The 15807-nt window shown below is 65.3% G+C and carries 15 protein-coding genes and 1 pseudogene; 15 read left to right on the top strand and 1 reads right to left on the bottom strand.

Features of this window, described 5'->3' with window-relative positions; all coding sequences use genetic code 11:
- The first annotated feature begins 70 nt into the window (after positions 1-70).
- The 15 genes and pseudogenes from PSQ39_RS12510 (at position 71) to PSQ39_RS12440 (ending at position 14641) form a co-directional block, all read left to right on the top strand.
- On the top strand, positions 71-1039 hold the full coding sequence (locus PSQ39_RS12510; RefSeq protein WP_273927142.1) for a Bug family tripartite tricarboxylate transporter substrate binding protein: 969 nt from the start codon (positions 71-73) through the stop codon (positions 1037-1039).
- 69 nt (positions 1040-1108) lie between these two features.
- Entirely contained in the window at positions 1109-2026 is a 918-nt protein-coding gene (gene kdgD, locus PSQ39_RS12505; RefSeq protein ID WP_273927141.1) for a 5-dehydro-4-deoxyglucarate dehydratase, read from the top strand.
- Between the two features lie 42 nt (positions 2027-2068).
- Positions 2069-2521, top strand: a complete 453-nt coding sequence (locus PSQ39_RS12500; RefSeq protein ID WP_273927140.1) for a nuclear transport factor 2 family protein — start codon at positions 2069-2071, stop codon at positions 2519-2521.
- A 61-nt stretch (positions 2522-2582) separates the two neighbouring features.
- The gene (locus PSQ39_RS12495; RefSeq protein ID WP_409242028.1) at positions 2583-3560 is read left to right on the top strand and encodes a Bug family tripartite tricarboxylate transporter substrate binding protein; all 978 of its coding nucleotides are present in this window, start codon (positions 2583-2585) and stop codon (positions 3558-3560) included.
- A 64-nt stretch (positions 3561-3624) separates the two neighbouring features.
- Positions 3625-5073, top strand: coding sequence for an aldehyde dehydrogenase family protein (locus PSQ39_RS12490; protein WP_273927139.1), 1449 nt, complete (start codon positions 3625-3627; stop codon positions 5071-5073).
- A gap of 86 nt (positions 5074-5159) precedes the next feature.
- On the top strand, positions 5160-6173 hold the full coding sequence (locus PSQ39_RS12485) for a Bug family tripartite tricarboxylate transporter substrate binding protein (protein WP_273927138.1): 1014 nt from the start codon (positions 5160-5162) through the stop codon (positions 6171-6173).
- Positions 6174-6239: 66 nt separating this feature from the next.
- Complete coding sequence (locus tag PSQ39_RS12480; protein ID WP_273927137.1) at positions 6240-7184, top strand: 2-hydroxyacid dehydrogenase; 945 nt, start codon at positions 6240-6242, stop codon at positions 7182-7184.
- Between the two features lie 125 nt (positions 7185-7309).
- The gene (locus tag PSQ39_RS12475) at positions 7310-7600 is read left to right on the top strand and encodes a late competence development ComFB family protein (RefSeq protein ID WP_273927136.1); all 291 of its coding nucleotides are present in this window, start codon (positions 7310-7312) and stop codon (positions 7598-7600) included.
- Between the two features lie 203 nt (positions 7601-7803).
- Entirely contained in the window at positions 7804-8976 is a 1173-nt protein-coding gene (locus PSQ39_RS12470) for an ABC transporter substrate-binding protein (protein ID WP_273927135.1), read from the top strand.
- A gap of 110 nt (positions 8977-9086) precedes the next feature.
- Complete coding sequence (locus tag PSQ39_RS12465; protein WP_273927134.1) at positions 9087-9962, top strand: branched-chain amino acid ABC transporter permease; 876 nt, start codon at positions 9087-9089, stop codon at positions 9960-9962.
- Positions 9959-10975, top strand: coding sequence for a branched-chain amino acid ABC transporter permease (locus tag PSQ39_RS12460; RefSeq protein WP_273927133.1), 1017 nt, complete (start codon positions 9959-9961; stop codon positions 10973-10975). Before PSQ39_RS12465 ends, PSQ39_RS12460 begins: the two co-directional genes overlap by 4 nt.
- Positions 10972-11775, top strand: coding sequence for an ABC transporter ATP-binding protein (locus tag PSQ39_RS12455; RefSeq protein ID WP_273927132.1), 804 nt, complete (start codon positions 10972-10974; stop codon positions 11773-11775). The genes PSQ39_RS12460 and PSQ39_RS12455 overlap by 4 nt, the downstream gene beginning before the upstream one ends.
- Positions 11768-12475 (top strand): ABC transporter ATP-binding protein, encoded by a 708-nt coding sequence (locus tag PSQ39_RS12450; RefSeq protein ID WP_273927131.1) that lies wholly within the window; start codon positions 11768-11770, stop codon positions 12473-12475. Before PSQ39_RS12455 ends, PSQ39_RS12450 begins: the two co-directional genes overlap by 8 nt.
- 108 nt (positions 12476-12583) lie before the next feature.
- Entirely contained in the window at positions 12584-13582 is a 999-nt protein-coding gene (locus PSQ39_RS12445; protein WP_273927130.1) for a TRAP transporter substrate-binding protein, read from the top strand.
- Between the two features lie 108 nt (positions 13583-13690).
- Positions 13691-14641 (top strand): annotated as a pseudogene (locus tag PSQ39_RS12440) (IS5 family transposase).
- A gap of 526 nt (positions 14642-15167) precedes the next feature.
- On the opposite strand, the gene PSQ39_RS12435 reads toward PSQ39_RS12440, so the two are convergent.
- A complete protein-coding gene (locus PSQ39_RS12435; protein ID WP_273927129.1) occupies positions 15168-15734 on the bottom strand; it encodes an RHS repeat-associated core domain-containing protein in 567 nt (188 codons plus the stop codon).
- Positions 15735-15807: the final 73 nt, after the last annotated feature.

Below are 15807 nucleotides of genomic sequence, written 5' to 3'. Positions count from 1 at the left end.
TTCGTTTTCAGTCGCAACCTGAGGCCTCTGAGCCTGGTTGACGGCGGCGGACCCAGCCCAGGAGACAAGCATGACCTTTTCCCGACGCAGCAGCCTGCTGGCCGCCGCCGCTTTGATGGCCACGTCCGGCCTGGCCTGGGCCGACAGCTGGCCCACGCGCCCCCTGCGCATCGTGGTGCCGTACCCGCCGGGCGGTTCGTCGGACATCATTGCCCGCGCCATCAGCCAGCCTTTGTCAGAGGCGCTGAAGCAGCCGGTGGTGGTGGAAAACCGGGCCGGCGCCAATGGCAACCTGGGTGCCGAATTGGTGGCCCGCGGCGCGGCCGACGGCTACACCCTGCTGCTGTGCGATGTGGGCGCGCTGGCCATCAGCCCCTCGGTCTACACCAAGCTGGCTTTTGACCCCTCCAAGGACCTGCGTGGCGTGACCATGCTGGCGTATTCGCCGCACCTGCTGGTGGTCCACCCCTCGCTGCCGGTCAACAACTTTGCCGAGCTGGTGGCCTTGTCCAAGAAGAGCGACCTCAACTTCGCCATCCCCGCCACCGGCAGCGCCGCCCATTTGGCCGCCGTGGCGGTGCAGCGCGCCTCAGGTGCGCGCTGGGAGTACGTGCCTTACAAGGGCGGCGTGCAGGCCATTGGCGACACCGTGGCGGGTCAAACCCAGGTGCTCATGAACGGCATGCTGGCCACGCTGCCCCAGGTGCAGGCCGGCAAGCTCAAGCTGCTGGCCGTGTCCAAGGGCACGCGCATGCCCCTGGTGGGCCAGGTGCCCACGCTGGCCGAGCAGGGCGTGACCGGTTTTGAATCTGGCACCTGGCAAGGCGTGCGCATGGCACGCGGCACACCGGACGCCGTGGTGGCCCGGCTCAACGCCGAGCTGATCCGCATCATCCGCAGCCCCGAGATCCGCTCGCGCCTGGCCGGCCAGGGCGCCGAGGTCGTGACCATGACGCCGACCGAAGAAGAACAGTTCTTCAACCAAGAGCGCGCGCGCTGGGCCAAGGTGGTGCAAGCCGCCAACGTCAAGCTCGACTGAGCCGCCGCGCGGTCCCCTTTTTTTCGCTTTCATTTTCTTTTTCATCTCAACCCACTGAAGAGCACTCACATGACGCCTCAAGAACTCAAGACCATCATGGGCTCCGGCCTGCTGTCTTTCCCGCTGACCGACTTCGACGCGGAAGGCAACTTCAACCAAAAGGGATACATCGAACGCCTGGAGTGGCTGGCCCCCTACGGCGCCAGCGCCCTGTTCGCGGCGGGCGGCACGGGTGAGTTCTTCTCGCTGACCGCGGACGAGTACCCCGGCATCATCCAGACCGCCGTCGACACCTGCCGTGGCGTGGTCCCCATCATCGCCGGCGCTGGTGGCCCGACCCGCTTTGCCATCCAGTGCGCCCAAGCCGCTGAAAAGGCTGGCGCGCACGGCGTGCTGCTGCTGCCGCACTACCTGACCGAAGCGGGCCAGGAAGGCCTGATCGCCCACGTCGAAGCGGTGTGCAAGAGCGTGAAGTTCGGCGTCATCGTCTACAACCGTGGCCAAGCCAAGCTGACCCCGGCCTCGCTGCAAATCCTGGCCGACCGTTGCCCCAACCTGGTGGGCTTCAAGGACGGCATTGGCGACATCGAACTGATGATGTCCATCTACCAAACCATGGGTGACCGATTTGCCTACCTGGGTGGCCTGCCGACCGCTGAGGTCTATGCCGCCGCCTACAAGGCGCTGGGCACACCGGTGTACTCCTCTGCTGTCTTCAACTTCATCCCCAAGACGGCGATGGACTTCTATGAAGCCGTGCGCACCGACGACCACGCCACCCAGCACCGTCTGCTGAAGGACTTCTTCCTGCCTTACCTGGAGCTGCGCAACCGGGGCCAAGGCTACGCCGTCAGCATCGTCAAGGCCGGCGCCAAGCTGGTTGGCCACGACGCCGGCCCGGTGCGCACGCCCCTGACCGACCTCAAGGCCAACGAAATGGAAGCCTTGGATGTGCTGATCCGCAAGCTGGGCTCGCAAGCCCTCTGAGGCCCAGGTCCGGCCCCCCTTCACTGACAGGAGACGATTCTCATGAACATCCGTCAACGTGTGGCCGTCCTCGGCCTGTGGGGGGCCGCGCTGCTGGCCCCCGTCGCTGGCTGGACCCAGATCAGCCCCGACGAACAAGCCGTGGCCCAGGCCGTCGAGCAACTGCGTGTGCTGATGGTCGACCCCGAGCGCAACCGCCTGGAGGCCTTGCTCAGTGATTCGCTGAGCTATGGCCATTCGGCAGGCCGCCTGGACACCCGCGAGAGCTTTGTTGCCGACCTGCTGGCGGCGCGCTCCGATTTCACCCACATCGAGCTGAGCGAGCAGACCGTGCGCTTGTCGGGCGATGTGGCCGTGGTGCGGCATCGCCTCACCGGCGGCACCTTGGATGCGGGCAAGCCCGGCCAGGTGGACCTGAAGATTTTGCTGGTTTGGCAAAAGCAGGGTGGGGCCTGGAAGCTGCTGGCCCGCCAGGCCGTGCGCGTGCCCAGCTGACCCCGCGAGCGCTGGCGTTTGCGCGCCAGCGCCTTTTCCTTCGAACCGAGACAACACTGCCATGCCATTTCTTTCCAAGCTGGGCCGCCGCGCCTGGATGGGCGCCGCCCTGGCCTGCCTGAGCGTGCCCGCCTGGGCCGCTTTCCCAGACAAGACCATCACGATGGTGGTGCCCTTCCCCCCAGGCGGCTCGACCGACATGGTGGCCCGTTTGTTGGCCACCAAGATGGGCGAGAAGCTGGGCCAAAGCGTCATCGTCGACAACAAGGCCGGTGCCACCGGCAGCATTGGCGCGACCTTTGTGAAGCGGGCGCCGGCCGATGGCTACACCTTGCTGGTGGCGTCCTTGGGCCCGTATGTGATCGTGCCGCACCTGATCAAGGGCGTGTCCTACGACGCGACCCGCGACTTCGACTACCTCACCGTGGCGGCCCAGTCGCCCAATGTGCTGGTGGTGCCGGCCAACTCGCCCTTCAAGACGGTGGCCGACCTGATCGCCGCCCAACGCAAGACGCCGGAGCGCGTGACCTTTGCCTCCTCGGGCAATGGCTCCTCGGACCACTTGAGCGCCGTGCTGTTCTGGCAGCAAACCGGCACCAGCGGCCTGCATGTGCCTTACAAGGGCGGCGGCCCGGCCATCACCGATTTGCTGGGGGGCAATGTGGATGCGTCCTTCCAGAACATCAACAATGTGATCTCACACATCAAGGCCGACAAGCTGCGCGTGCTGGCCGTGGCCGGTGACAAGCGCGTGGCCTTGCTGCCGCAGACCCCGACCCTGTCCGAGTCTGGCGTCAAGGACGCGGAGGTCTATTCCTGGCAAGGCGTGGCCGCGCCCAAAGGCTTGCCGGCCGATGTCAAGAAGCGCCTGCACGAGGCCCTGGTGTTCGCGCTGGCCGACCCCCAGGTCAAGACCCGCCTGACCGACATCGGCTTTGACATCGTGGCCAACACGCCCGAGCAGTTCACGGCCTTCCAGGCGCGCGAGTTTGCGCGCTGGAAGAAGGTGATCGACGAGCGCAAGATCACCGCCGATTGAGTTCGCTTTTTCTCCCAAGCCGGCCTGTGCCGGCTTCTTCCATTTCTGACCTGAAAGCACTGACATGACCCAACACCTGAACCTTATCCATGGCGAATGGGTGGCTGGCCACACCCTGGCCCCCAACCTGAACCCGTCCAATCTGGCCGACGTGATCGGCGAGTACACCCAGGGCGACGCCGCCCAGGTCGACCTGGCCGTGGCCGCCGCCACCGCCGCCTTCCCGGCCTGGTCCACGGGCAGCGTGCAAGCGCGCTCGGACGCGCTGGACAAGATCGGCACCGAAATCTTGGCGCGCCGGGAAGAGCTGGGCACCTTGCTGTCGCGCGAAGAAGGCAAGACCCGCGCGGAAGGCATTGGCGAGGCCACCCGTGCCGGCCAGATCTTCAAGTTCTTCGCCGGTGAATGCCTGCGTTTGAGCGGCGAGACCCTGCCCTCGGTGCGCCCCGGCATTGGGGTGGAGATCACCCGCGAACCCGTGGGCGTGGTCGGCCTGATCACCCCCTGGAACTTCCCCATCGCCATCCCGGCCTGGAAGATCGCGCCGGCCCTGGCCTTTGGCAACTGCGTGGTGCTCAAGCCCGCCGACCTGGTGCCGGGCAGCGCCTGGGCGCTGGCGGAGATCATCAGCCGCAGCGGCATCCCCGCTGGTGTGTTCAACCTGGTCATGGGTCGGGGCAGCGTGATCGGTGACGCCCTGGTCAAGCACCCGGGCATCCATGCCATCAGCTTCACCGGCTCGGTGGGCGTGGGCCGCCGCATTGCCGAGACCTGCGTGCAAAGCGGCAAGAAGGTGCAGCTCGAAATGGGCGGCAAGAACCCGCAAGTCATCCTGGACGACGCCGACCTCAAGCAGGCCGTGGAGCTGAGCGTGCAGTCCGCCTTCTTCTCGACCGGCCAGCGCTGCACCGCCAGCAGCCGCCTGATCGTCACCGAAGGCATTTACGAGCAGTTCATCGCGGGCGTCACGGCCCGCCTGGCCGGCCTGAAGATTGGCGACGCGCTGACTGCCGGCACCGACATCGGCCCGGTCGTGTCGCAAGCCCAGCTGGAGCAAGACCTGAGCTATGTCGAGATCGCCAAGTCGCAAGGCGCCACCGTGGCCGCTGGCGGCCAACGCGTGGCCTGCCACACCGGCAGCGGCCATGACGGCTTCTTCATGGCCCCGGCCTTGATCACCGACACCACGCCCGAGCAGCGCATCAACCGCGAAGAAGTGTTCGGCCCCGTGGCCAGCGTGATCCGGGTGAAGAACTACGAAGAAGCGCTGGCCGTGGCCAACGACACCGAGTTCGGCCTGTCGGCCGGCATCGCCACCACCAGCCTGAAGCACGCCACCCACTTCAAGCGCCACGCCCAGGCCGGCATGGTGATGGTCAACCTGCCCACCGCCGGGGTCGACTACCACGTCCCGTTTGGTGGCCGCAAGGGCTCCAGCTACGGCCCGCGCGAGCAAGGCCGCTACGCGCAAGAGTTCTACACCACGGTGAAGACGGCCTACACCCTGGCCTGACACCCCAGCAGCGCGGCCAGGGGAGGGCGCCACGCAGCCCCCCCGGCTGCGCGGCCCATGCGATGACCACCACAGGAGACGAATCCATGACCCCCATCCGCCACCCCTTCACAGCCTGGACCCCAGCGCGCCGCCTGGCCTGTGCGGCTGCCGCTGCGCTGTGCCTGCTGCCTGGCCTGGCCAGCGCCCAAGGCGCTGCCAGCTACCCTGAACGCCCCGTCACCCTGGTCGTGCCTTTTCCGCCTGGTGGCGGCACTGACACCGGGGCCCGCCTCATCGCCCAGCGGCTGGGCCAGAAATGGGGCAAGTCGGTGATCGTCGAGAACAAGGCCGGTGCCGCCGGTGCCATTGGCGCTGACTTCGTGGCCAAGGCCAAGGCCGACGGCTACACCTTGCTGTTCGGCAACATCGGCACCCAGGCCATCAACCCCTCGCTCTACAAAAACCTGCCCTATGCCGCGGACACGGCTTTTGCGCCCATCACGCTGGTGGCCGAACTGCCCCTGGTGATGATGGTCAACGCCAATGTCCCCGCGAAAACGGTGGACGAGTTTGTCGCCCTGGCCAAGGCCAAGCCCGACGGCATGAGCTACAGCACCTCGGGCGCGGGCAGCTCCATGCACCTGGCCGCCGAGATGTTCAAAAGCGGCACTGGTACCTCGGTGCTGCATGTGCCTTACCGCGGTGGCGGCCCCGCCGTGGGCGACCTGCTGGCGGGCCATGTGCAGCTGAGTTTTGCCACCGTGCTGGAGTCCAGCGGCCACCTCAAGTCGGGCAAGGTGCGCGCCCTGGCCGTCACCGGCAAGACCCGGGTGCCGGCCTTGCCCAACGTGCCCACGCTCGCGGAGAGCGCCATTCCTGACTTCAACTCCATCTCCTGGATTGGCCTGCTGGCCCCCGCCGGCACGCCCAAGGACCTGGTGGAGAAGATCGCGGCCGATGTGCGCCAGGTGCTGGCCCAGGACGAGGTCAAGGCCCGCCTGGCCGAGCTGGGCGCGCTGCCCGTGGGCAACACCCCCGACGCGTTTGCCAAGCTGATCGCCAGCGACCGCAAGCGCTACGCTCAAATCATTGCCGAGAAAAACATCCAGGTGGATTGAGCGCGCGCGCTCGCCCGCCATCGGATGACGGCTGTTCGATCGATTCATTCCTGAAGGTTCTGACCCATGTCTTCTTCCCCCATTCGCCTGCTGCAAATTGGGCGCCAGATGCCCGCCTTGGAGGCGGCCCTGGCTGCGCAGTACCAGGTGCACCGCCTGGCTGACGAGGCCGATCCCCAAGCCTTTTTGGCTGCCCACGGCGCCGAGTTCGAGGCCCTGGTCACGTCGGCTGCCATCGGCGTTGAGCACGCCGTGGTGCAGGCCTTGCCCCGGCTGCGCGTGATCTCCAGCTTTGGCGTGGGCCTGGACAAAATCGACGTGGCCGCCGCCAAGGCCCAGGGCGTGGCCGTGGGCTACACCCCCGAGGTGCTGACCGACTGCGTGGCCGACCTGGCGTTTGGCCTGCTGATCGACGCCGCGCGTGGCTTGAGCGCGGCCGACCGCTTTGTGCGCCGGGGCGATTGGGAAAGCAGCAAGTTCCCCATGAGCACCCGCGTCAGCGGCAAGAAGCTGGGCATTTTTGGCTTGGGCCGCATCGGCAGCACGATCGCGCGCCGCGCCTCGGGCTTTGACATGACCGTGCGCTACACCAACCGCCGACCCGTCGAGGGCGTGGCCTACGGTTTTGAGCCTTCCCTGCTGGCGTTGGCGCGTTGGAGCGACTTTTTGGTCATCGCCGCTGCGGGCGGCCCGAGCACCCAGCACCTGGTCAATGCCGAGGTCTTGAGCGCCCTGGGCCCGCAGGGCTTCATCGTCAACGTGGCCCGTGGCAGCGTCATCGATGAAGCCGCCCTGATCCAGGCCTTGTCTCACCGCAGCATTGCCGGTGCGGGCCTGGACGTGTTCGAGGATGAGCCCCATGTCCCCGCGGCCCTGCGCGCGCTGGACAACGTGGTGCTGCTGCCCCATGTGGCCAGCGCCACCCACGAAACCCGCCAGGCCATGGCCGACCGCGTGCTGGCCAACCTGGCGAGCTTCTTCCGCGACCAGACCCTGGTCTCGGCGGCCTGAGCAGGCGGATCCAGCCCGTCACGGCCCGCCCGCCCGGCGCTTGCTCGCGGCCCGGCGGGCTGTTAAGGTTTCAAGAAGTGTCAAAGCGGGCCTGAGGTCCGCCACCCCCTTCAGGAGCAAACCCCATGGCCATCAGCGACTTCGAGCAAATCCACAATTTTTACGAACGGCTGGTGTTTGAAGAAGTCAGCCACCGGGCCGACGCCCACCCCGAATTCACCCACGACATGCTGGCCGATGTGGCCTGCGTGGCCCTGAACCGCCTGCCCGCGCGCTACGTGCGCCACGACGTGGACCTGATGTTTTACCTGACCGAAAAAGAGCGCCACGGCATCGAAAAAGCCATGGACGAGGCCCTGGCCTTCGGCTTTCGCTTTGTCGCCGAACGCGCGGCCAAGCGGCAGAGTGGGGCTTGAGGGCGGCCTTGGGCGCTGTTGCCCTTGCGCCTCAGGGACTTACCCTGATCTGAGTCAAAAGCGACGGGGTTTTGGGGGGATTCTCGCTACATTGGCGGCACAACAAGCCTCGGCCTCCTGCCGCCAACGACTCGGGTGACTGCGCATCAAGGCGGCCTGCGCGGACGGTGTGTGGGCCAGTACAGCGCACAGGAGACACACCCTTGAAGAAACGCCATTTCCTCCATCTGGTGGCCTGCTCGGCCGCGATGTCGGCCATCCTCCCCGCCCAGGCCCAGGACAACAAGTTCAAGATCGGCCTGATCTTGCCCATGACCGGGCAGTCCGCTTCCACCGGGCGCCAGATCGAGGCCGCCGCGCGGCTCTACATGGCGCAAAACGGCGACACCGTGGCCGGCCGCAAGATCGAGCTCATCGTCAAGGACGACACCGGCCTGCCCGATGTCACCAAGCGCCTGGCCCAAGAGCTGGTGGTCAATGACAAGGTGGGCGTCCTCGCCGGCTTTGGGTTGACCCCGCTGGCCCTGGCCACAGCGCCCATCGCCACCCAGTCCAAGACCCCGCAGGTGGTGATGGCCGCGGCCACCTCCAGCATCACCCAGGCCTCGCCCTTCATCGTGCGCTCCAGCTTCACGCTGCCGCAGGTCACGGTGTCCATGGCCGACTGGGCGCCCAAGAACGGCATCAAGAAAGTGGTCACCCTGGTCAGCGACTACGGCCCGGGCATTGACGCCGAGAAGTTCTTCAAAGAGCGCTTCAGCTTCAACGGTGGCCAGGTGGTGGACGCCTTGCGCGTGCCCTTGCGCAACCCCGACTTTGCACCCTTCCTGCAAAAAGTGCGTGACGAGAAGCCCGACGCCTTGTTCGTCTTCGTGCCCTCGGGCGCAGGCGCAGCGGTCATGAAGCAGTTTCTCGAGCGAGGTCTGGACAAGGCGGGCATCCGCCTCATCGCCACCGGCGACGTGACCGATGACGACCAGCTCAACGACATGGGTGATGGCGCCCTGGGCGTGGTCACTTCGCACCACTATTCGGCCGACCACAACTCGCCGGCCAACCAAAAGTTTGTTGAGGCCTTCCAAAAAGCCAACCCCAGCATGCGCCCCAACTTCATGGCGGTGGGGGGCTACGACGGCATGCGCGTGATTTATGAAGCGCTGCGCGCCACCCAGGGCAAGGGCGATGGCACGGCCTTGCTGGCCGCCATGAAAGGCCAGATTTTCGAGAGCCCACGCGGCCCGGTCTTCATCGATGCCCAGACCCGTGACATCGTGCAAAACGTCTACCTGCGCAAGGTCGAGCGCAAGAAGGGGCAGCTCTACAACGTGGAGTTTGACGTGCTCAAGGACGTCAAGGACCCGGGCAAGCAGCGCTGAGTCCCGCCCCGGGCCTGGCTGCCAGGGCGCGTCCGACGCGGCCGGCGCTGACCTTCAGGGGCCAGGCCCCGCGCGTCTTTTGGTTCTCTGCATGAGGCACTTGGCACACCGTGTTGACGATTCTGTTTGATGGTCTGGCCTACGGCATGCTGCTGTTTGTGCTGGCCGTGGGTTTGGCCGTGACGCTGGGGCTGATGAACTTCATCAACCTGGCCCATGGTGCGTTTGCCATGGCCGGGGGCTACATCACCGTGCTGGCCATGCAGCGCCTGGGCCTGCCGTTCCTGGCCTGCCTGCCGCTGGCCTTTGTCGGCGCGGCCCTGCTGGGTGCTGTGCTGGAGCGCACGCTGTACCGCCCGCTGTACAACAAGCCGCACCTGGACCAGGTGCTGTTCTCGATTGGCCTGGTCTTCATGGCCGTGGCCGGGGTGGACTACTTTGTGGGCTCCAGTCAGCAAAACATCCAGCTGCCGGCCTGGCTGCGCGGGCGCAGCGAGTGGGGCGAGGGGGCCTGGCAACTGGGGATGGGTCACTACCGCCTGTTCATCATCACGGTGTGTGGGCTGTTGACCCTGGTGCTGCAGGCGGTGCTGACCCGCACCCGCTTTGGCAGCCGGTTGCGCGCCGCGGTGGACGACCCGCGCGTGGCCGCCGGCCTGGGCATCAACGTCAACGCGGTGTTCTTGCTGACTTTCTCAGTGGGCTCGGGCCTGGCCGGTTTGGGCGGAGCGCTGGGGGCCGAGGTGCTGGGCTTGGACCCCACCTTCCCACTCAAGTACATGATTTACTTCTTGATCGTGGTCTCGGTGGGGGGCACCTCGTCCATCACCGGGCCGCTGCTGGCCGCGCTGCTGTTGGGCGTGGCCGATGTGGCGGGTAAATACTTCATTCCCAAGCTGGGGGCGTTCATCGTCTACACGCTCATGATTCTGATTTTGCTGTGGCGCCCGCAAGGCCTGTTCACGCGACGCGGAGGCCGGGGATGAGCCTGCCTCGCCCCAGCTCGACCACCGCCCCTGGCCCGCCTGTCTGGCAGACCGCTTTGCTGCGGCGCGCCCGCCCACGCGCCTGGGAGTTCGCCGCCTGGGCCCTGGCCCTGGCGTCGCCCGCGCTGCTGCCGTCGCACGCGCTGATGGTCAATGAGATCGCCATCGTGGCGCTGTTCGCGCTCTCGCTGGACCTGGTGCTGGGCTACACCGGCATCGTCTCGCTGGGCCATGCCGCCTTCTTCGGCTTTGGCGCCTACGCCGCCGGGCTGGTCGCCAAACTGGCCTGGCCCGACCCGGTCGTGGGCCTGTTGGTGGCCACAGTGCTCTGCACGGCCCTGGGCGCGCTGTGCAGCTTCACCGTGTTGCGCGGCAGCGACCTGACCCGGCTGATGGTGACCCTGGGCACGGCCCTGATCCTGCTGGAACTGGCCAACCGCCTGGACTGGCTCACCGGCGGAGCAGACGGTTTGCAGGGGGTGCTCATGGGGCCGCTGCTGGGGCGCTTTGAGTTTGACTTGACCGGCCAGGTCGCCGCCTGGTACTCGCTGGGGGTGGCCTTGCTGTTTTTTGTCCTGCTGCGCCGCCTGGTGCATTCGCCCTGGGGGGCCACGCTGATGGCGATCCGCGACAACCGCCTGCGCGCCATGGCCATCGGCATCCCGGTGCGGGCGCGCGTGGTCCAGGTCTATGCGTTGTCCGCCGGGGTGGCTGGTGCGGCGGGCGCTTTGTTGGCTCAGACCACGGGTTTTGTGTCGCTGGACGTGCTGGCCTTTGAGCGCTCGGCCGATGTGCTGCTGATGTTGGTCATTGGCGGCGTGGGCTGGTTGTACGGCGGCATCGTGGGGGCCATCGTCTTCAAGCTGCTGCAAGACAGCCTGTCCAGCATCACGCCGCAGTATTGGATGTTCTGGATCGGCTTGCTGCTGGTGCTTCTGGTGCTGGTGGGGCGCGAGCGCTTGCTGCGCCCCTGGACCTGGTTTCGCCGCGCCGGTGCGCAGGAGCGCCCATGACGGCAGCCTACGACCAGGCCATCGCCGAGGCGACCCGGGATCAGGCCCCCGTGGTGCTGGAAACCCGCTCGCTGGTGATGCGCTTTGGCGGTTTGCTGGCCACCCAGCAGGTCTCGCTGGCCTTGCGCCAGGGCGAGCGCCACGCGCTGATCGGCCCCAACGGCGCGGGCAAGACCACCTTGATCAACCTGCTCACCGGGGTGTTGACGCCCTCCGAGGGCAGCGTCTGGCTGGACGGCCAGGATATCACCCAGCTGGCGCCGCACCGGCGCGTGCAGCGCGGCCTGGTGCGCACCTTCCAGATCAACCAGTTGTTTGACAGCATGAGCCCGCTGCAGACCCTGAGCCTGGTGGTGTCGCAGCAGCGCGGCCAAGGCGGTCGCTGGTGGCAGGTGCTGGGCCGCGACCGCGCGGTGCTGTCCCGGGTCGAGGCCTTGCTGGCGCAGTTCCACCTGCTGGACGTGGCCGAGCAGCCCACGCGCGTGCTGGCCTATGGCAAGCGGCGCCTGCTGGAGATGGCCATCGCCCTGGCCTGCGAGCCGCGGGTGTTGCTGCTCGACGAGCCCGTGGCCGGCGTGCCCGCCGGGGAGCGCGACGAGCTGCTGCAAACCGTGGCCGACCTGCCCGCCGAGGTCACCGTGCTGCTGATCGAGCACGACATGGACCTGGTGTTCCGCTTCGCCCAGCGCATGACCGTGCTGGTCAACGGGGCGGTGCTCACCGACGGCGACCCCGCCACCATCGCCAGCGACCCCCGGGTCAAGGCGGTCTACCTGGGCCACGGAGAAGGCCATGACTGATCTGCTGCGACTGGATCACTTGAGTGCGGGCTATGGCGAGGCGGTGGTGTTGCACGAGGTCTCGCTGACCCTGCAGGCTGGCCAGACCCTGGCCTTGCTGGGCCGCAATGGCACTGGCAAGACCACCTTGATCAACACGCTGGTTGGGGCGACGCGCCAGCACGGCGGGCGCATTGAATTGGATGGCCAGGCGCTGGACCGGCTGCCGTCCCACCAGCGGGCTGCGCTGGGCCTGGGCTGGGTGCCGCAGGAGCGCAACATCTTCAAGTCACTGAGCGTGCACGAAAACCTCACGGCGGTGGCCCGGCCTGGCCCGTGGACGCCCGAGCGCGCTTACCAGCTGTTCCCGCGCCTGGCCGAGCGCCGGGGCAACCTGGGCACGCAGTTGTCGGGCGGCGAGCAGCAGATGCTGGCCATGGCGCGCGCCCTGGTGCTAAACCCGCGCTTGCTGCTGCTGGACGAGCCGCTGGAGGGCCTGGCGCCCATCATCGTGGAGGAGTTGCTGCGCGCCATTCGCCGCCTGACGCGCGAGGAGGGGCTGAGTGCGATCCTGGTTGAGCAACACCCGCAGGCCATCTTGGCCATTGCCGACACCGCCGTCGTGCTGGACCAGGGGCGGGTGGTGCACAGCGAGCGCGCCGACACCTTGCGCGCCCGGCCCGAGCGGCTGGAACAGCTGCTGGGTGTGGCCCGGCGCTGACACTTGGGTGCGAATGTCATCTTTTTGACCTTGATCGCGTGTGTGCTTTGGGGGCGCCGGGCTGGCTGTCCTTATCATTTGCCAGCTTCAACAACCAAGGGTTTTCCCGTGTCTGATTGCCTTGCGCGCCGACAGGCGCTCGCTTCTTTGGGTTGGGGGGCGCTGGCGCTGAGCGCGGCAGGGCCTGTTTGGGCTCAGGCGCCCGCTTTGCGCTTCTCGGGCGCGTACGGTGACGCGGTGTTCCACACCCAGAACCTGCGTCAGTTTGCGCGCCGTGCCAGCGAGCTGCTGGCGCGGCCCATCGAGCTGTCGGTCAACGCCCAGCTCAAGCCCATGGCCGAGGTGCTGCCCGCTCTGGCCAGCGGTGAGCTGGCTTTTGGCGAGGTCTTGATGTCGTCCTACGGCAGCAAGTACCCCTTGCTGGCCATGGATTCGCTGCCCTTCATCGTGCGCGGTTTCGAAGACGCATCCCACATGTGGGAAAGCTCGCGCCAGGTCATCAGCGACGACTTGCTGAGCCGGGGCGTGCGCCTGCTCTACGCCGTGCCCTGGCCTGGCCAGGGCCTGTACAGCCGCACGCCGGTGACCTTGCTGAGCGACCTCAAGGGCCTGCGCTTTCGGGTCTACAACGACACCACCAAGCGCCTGGCCGAGCTGTCGGGCGCCGTGCCCACCACCATCGCGGCCCAGGACTTGTCCAAGGCCCTGGAGGCCGGCCAGGTCGACGCCATGATGACCTCGAGCACCACTGGGGTGGACAGCCAGGCCTGGAAGGCGATGAAGTACTTTGTCGACCTGCGCGCCTGGATCCCTAAGAACATGGTTTGCGTCAGTGAGAAGGTTTGGCAGGGCTTCAGCCCCAGCCAGCAAAAAGAGCTGCTGCAGGCGGCGCACCAGGCCGAACTGCAAGGCTGGCAAATGGCCCGCGATGCCGATGAAGGCGCCAAGAAGCTGCTGACCGAGCAAAAAATCCGTGTTCTGATGCCCACCGCCGAGCTGCGCCGCACCCTGGACCAACTCGGCGAACGCTTTGGCCGTGAATGGGCGCAGAAGGCTGGCATCCCGGGCACCCAGGCGCTGCTGGGGTATTACGCACGGCGTGGCTGATGCGGGCTACGTTGGGCCAGGGGGCGGCGTTTTCACAGCCGCTGCCGTGTTTGGGCTGGATCGGCTTTGTTGCACAAATCGCCTCGCCGACGCCCGTAGACTGACGGCGTGACAGATACGAAGAACAGGCAGCGGAGCAAGTACCGCACGACGAACTGGAAAGCCTCCAACGCGGCGCTGAAGGCGCGAAGATCGTTAACGATGTGGTTAGATCAGTGCATGCAGTGGCTTGGCACGCCGAGCGGCAAGCGCGGACGCAGCCCAACCTTCTCGGACGCCGCCATCCAGTTCTGCTTGAGCATCAAGTGCCTGTTCGGCCAGCCCTTGCGCCAAGCGCCGGGCATGGTGCATAGCCTGCTGCAGTTGGCCAAGCTGGTCTGGCCGGTACCGGACTTCAGCACGGTCTGCCGACGCCAGAAGACCTTGCAGGTCGAGCTGAGCTACAAACCGAGCTAGTCGCCGTTGCAGTTGCTGGTGGACAGCACAGGCATCAAGTTCCTGGGCGAAGGCGAGTGGAAACGCAAGTAGCATGGAGTCGAGTACCGGCGTGAAGGGCGCAAGGTCCATCTGGGCATCGACGCGCAGACGCTGGAAATACGCGCCATCGAGGTGAGCACCAACGCCATCGGAGATGCACCGATGCTGCCCGAGCTGCTGGCCCAAATTCCGCTCGACGAGCCCATTGAAAGCGTCTGCGCTGATGGAGCCTACGACACGCGAGGCTGCCTGGACGCCATCGCCCAACGCCAGGCGACGGCGGTGATCCCGCCGCGCAAGAACGCCAGCCACTGGAAGAAGTCCAGTCCAGGCTCGGCGCAGCGCAACGAGGCCATTCGGGCGTGCAAGCGCTTGGGGCTCAGCATCTGGAAGAAGTGGAGCGGCTATCACCGGCGCAGCCTTGTGGAGACGAAGATGCACTGCTTCAAGCGGTTGGGCGAACGGGTGACTGCGCGCACGTTCGAGCGCCAGGTTGTGGAGTTGCATGCGCGCGTGGCCTTGCTCAATCGCTTCAGCCAGATCGGCCGCCCTCAAACCGTGCCGGTAGCTGCCGTGGCATAAATCCGTCTGGGGTAGGGGTTATGCCGTCCTCGAATTGATTTGTGCAACAGAGCCGTGTCAGTCGGAAGCCTACTGGGCTGGCTGCCGAAATGCCTCGGTGGGGTTTATTCAAATCCTGCGCTAATTTTGTACGTGATTAATACGGAGTCGAATTTCTTCTCTTGCTTTGAAATGGACTCCACATATGTCGCATCTACCAGTATTTTTTTATTATCTATCCAGCTAATCTTAGGAGTTTTGGCTGTCGCTCTTTGAGAATAACGAAAAACTAAATTTCTTGACGCAGGCAACAGCCCTGTTGGATGCACGTAAATATATGTGGCTATTGAGGCTGCTGGCGGTGAGCAAACGGTTGTATGCCCAGATGCACTCATCCCCGCAGGGCCCGGGCTAAAGAACTTGTCAGCATAAATGCAGACGGAATTCTCATCACCTTGAAGATTACTTATAGAGAAAGCAAGTGAGATTATAAGGCCAATGCAAATAACCATTGCAGTAGTTATGATTGGACGAAGGCCCTTTCTCCTTATTTGCATGCTGGCACTACTCCATACGCAGCAGACGCCCATCCCATACCCCACCACTTCAGCCAAACCCCTGTCTGTGCTACGCTAAAGTTGTTAGACTTTATCGCCGCGTAAACAACGCCAAGGAAGGATGTGGCAGGAAGGCTATGTCCAGCACCTTGCATATATACACCTACCGCAAAGTTGGCCGCCGGTGTATATGCAGTGAAGAATTGGTTGTGTGTACCGTCACGTTGCAAATCATATATGCCGCCTTGACCAATTTTTCGGTTTATTTCAGTGGGGTCAAGCCAATGACCATCCCCAGCAGCTTTGATCGCGTTGAAGTCTGTACCTCTTGGAACAGCAAATGTTTCCCCTCCAAACTTGCAGCTGCACGAATCTGCAGGTGTGTCTTGTCTAATACTGAGTGGACTCCAGTATGGACCATAGGACCCCCTACCAGGATTGTCTAAGCCTCTTGGATCAGTCAAGCTGACCGGGTTGCCAGCAACGTAGCCATATGTATTGCCCCCTCCCGCGAGTCCAATAGGATCGGATTGGACATACCTCCCCACCTGCGGCACGTAATACCGATACTAGTTGTAAAACAAGCCCGTCTCCTGATCCCGTTGCTGGCCTTGCATCCGAATTGGCTGG

This window comes from Curvibacter microcysteis (assembly GCF_028649455.1).
GTDB classification, from domain to species: Bacteria; Pseudomonadota; Gammaproteobacteria; order Burkholderiales; family Burkholderiaceae_C; genus Curvibacter; species Curvibacter microcysteis.
Note: the sequence above shows the minus strand (reverse complement) of the source record. Positions and strands in the feature narration are given on the sequence as shown.

Coding starts and splice junctions, on each gene's coding strand:
- PSQ39_RS12510 (WP_273927142.1), top strand. CDS start 71: ATGACCTTTTCCCGACGCAGCAGCCTGCTGGCCGCCGCCGCTTTGATG.
- kdgD (WP_273927141.1), top strand. CDS start 1,109: ATGACGCCTCAAGAACTCAAGACCATCATGGGCTCCGGCCTGCTGTCT.
- PSQ39_RS12500 (WP_273927140.1), top strand. CDS start 2,069: ATGAACATCCGTCAACGTGTGGCCGTCCTCGGCCTGTGGGGGGCCGCG.
- PSQ39_RS12495 (WP_409242028.1), top strand. CDS start 2,583: ATGCCATTTCTTTCCAAGCTGGGCCGCCGCGCCTGGATGGGCGCCGCC.
- PSQ39_RS12490 (WP_273927139.1), top strand. CDS start 3,625: ATGACCCAACACCTGAACCTTATCCATGGCGAATGGGTGGCTGGCCAC.
- PSQ39_RS12485 (WP_273927138.1), top strand. CDS start 5,160: ATGACCCCCATCCGCCACCCCTTCACAGCCTGGACCCCAGCGCGCCGC.
- PSQ39_RS12480 (WP_273927137.1), top strand. CDS start 6,240: ATGTCTTCTTCCCCCATTCGCCTGCTGCAAATTGGGCGCCAGATGCCC.
- PSQ39_RS12475 (WP_273927136.1), top strand. CDS start 7,310: ATGGCCATCAGCGACTTCGAGCAAATCCACAATTTTTACGAACGGCTG.
- PSQ39_RS12460 (WP_273927133.1), top strand. CDS start 9,959: ATGAGCCTGCCTCGCCCCAGCTCGACCACCGCCCCTGGCCCGCCTGTC.
- PSQ39_RS12455 (WP_273927132.1), top strand. CDS start 10,972: ATGACGGCAGCCTACGACCAGGCCATCGCCGAGGCGACCCGGGATCAG.
- PSQ39_RS12450 (WP_273927131.1), top strand. CDS start 11,768: ATGACTGATCTGCTGCGACTGGATCACTTGAGTGCGGGCTATGGCGAG.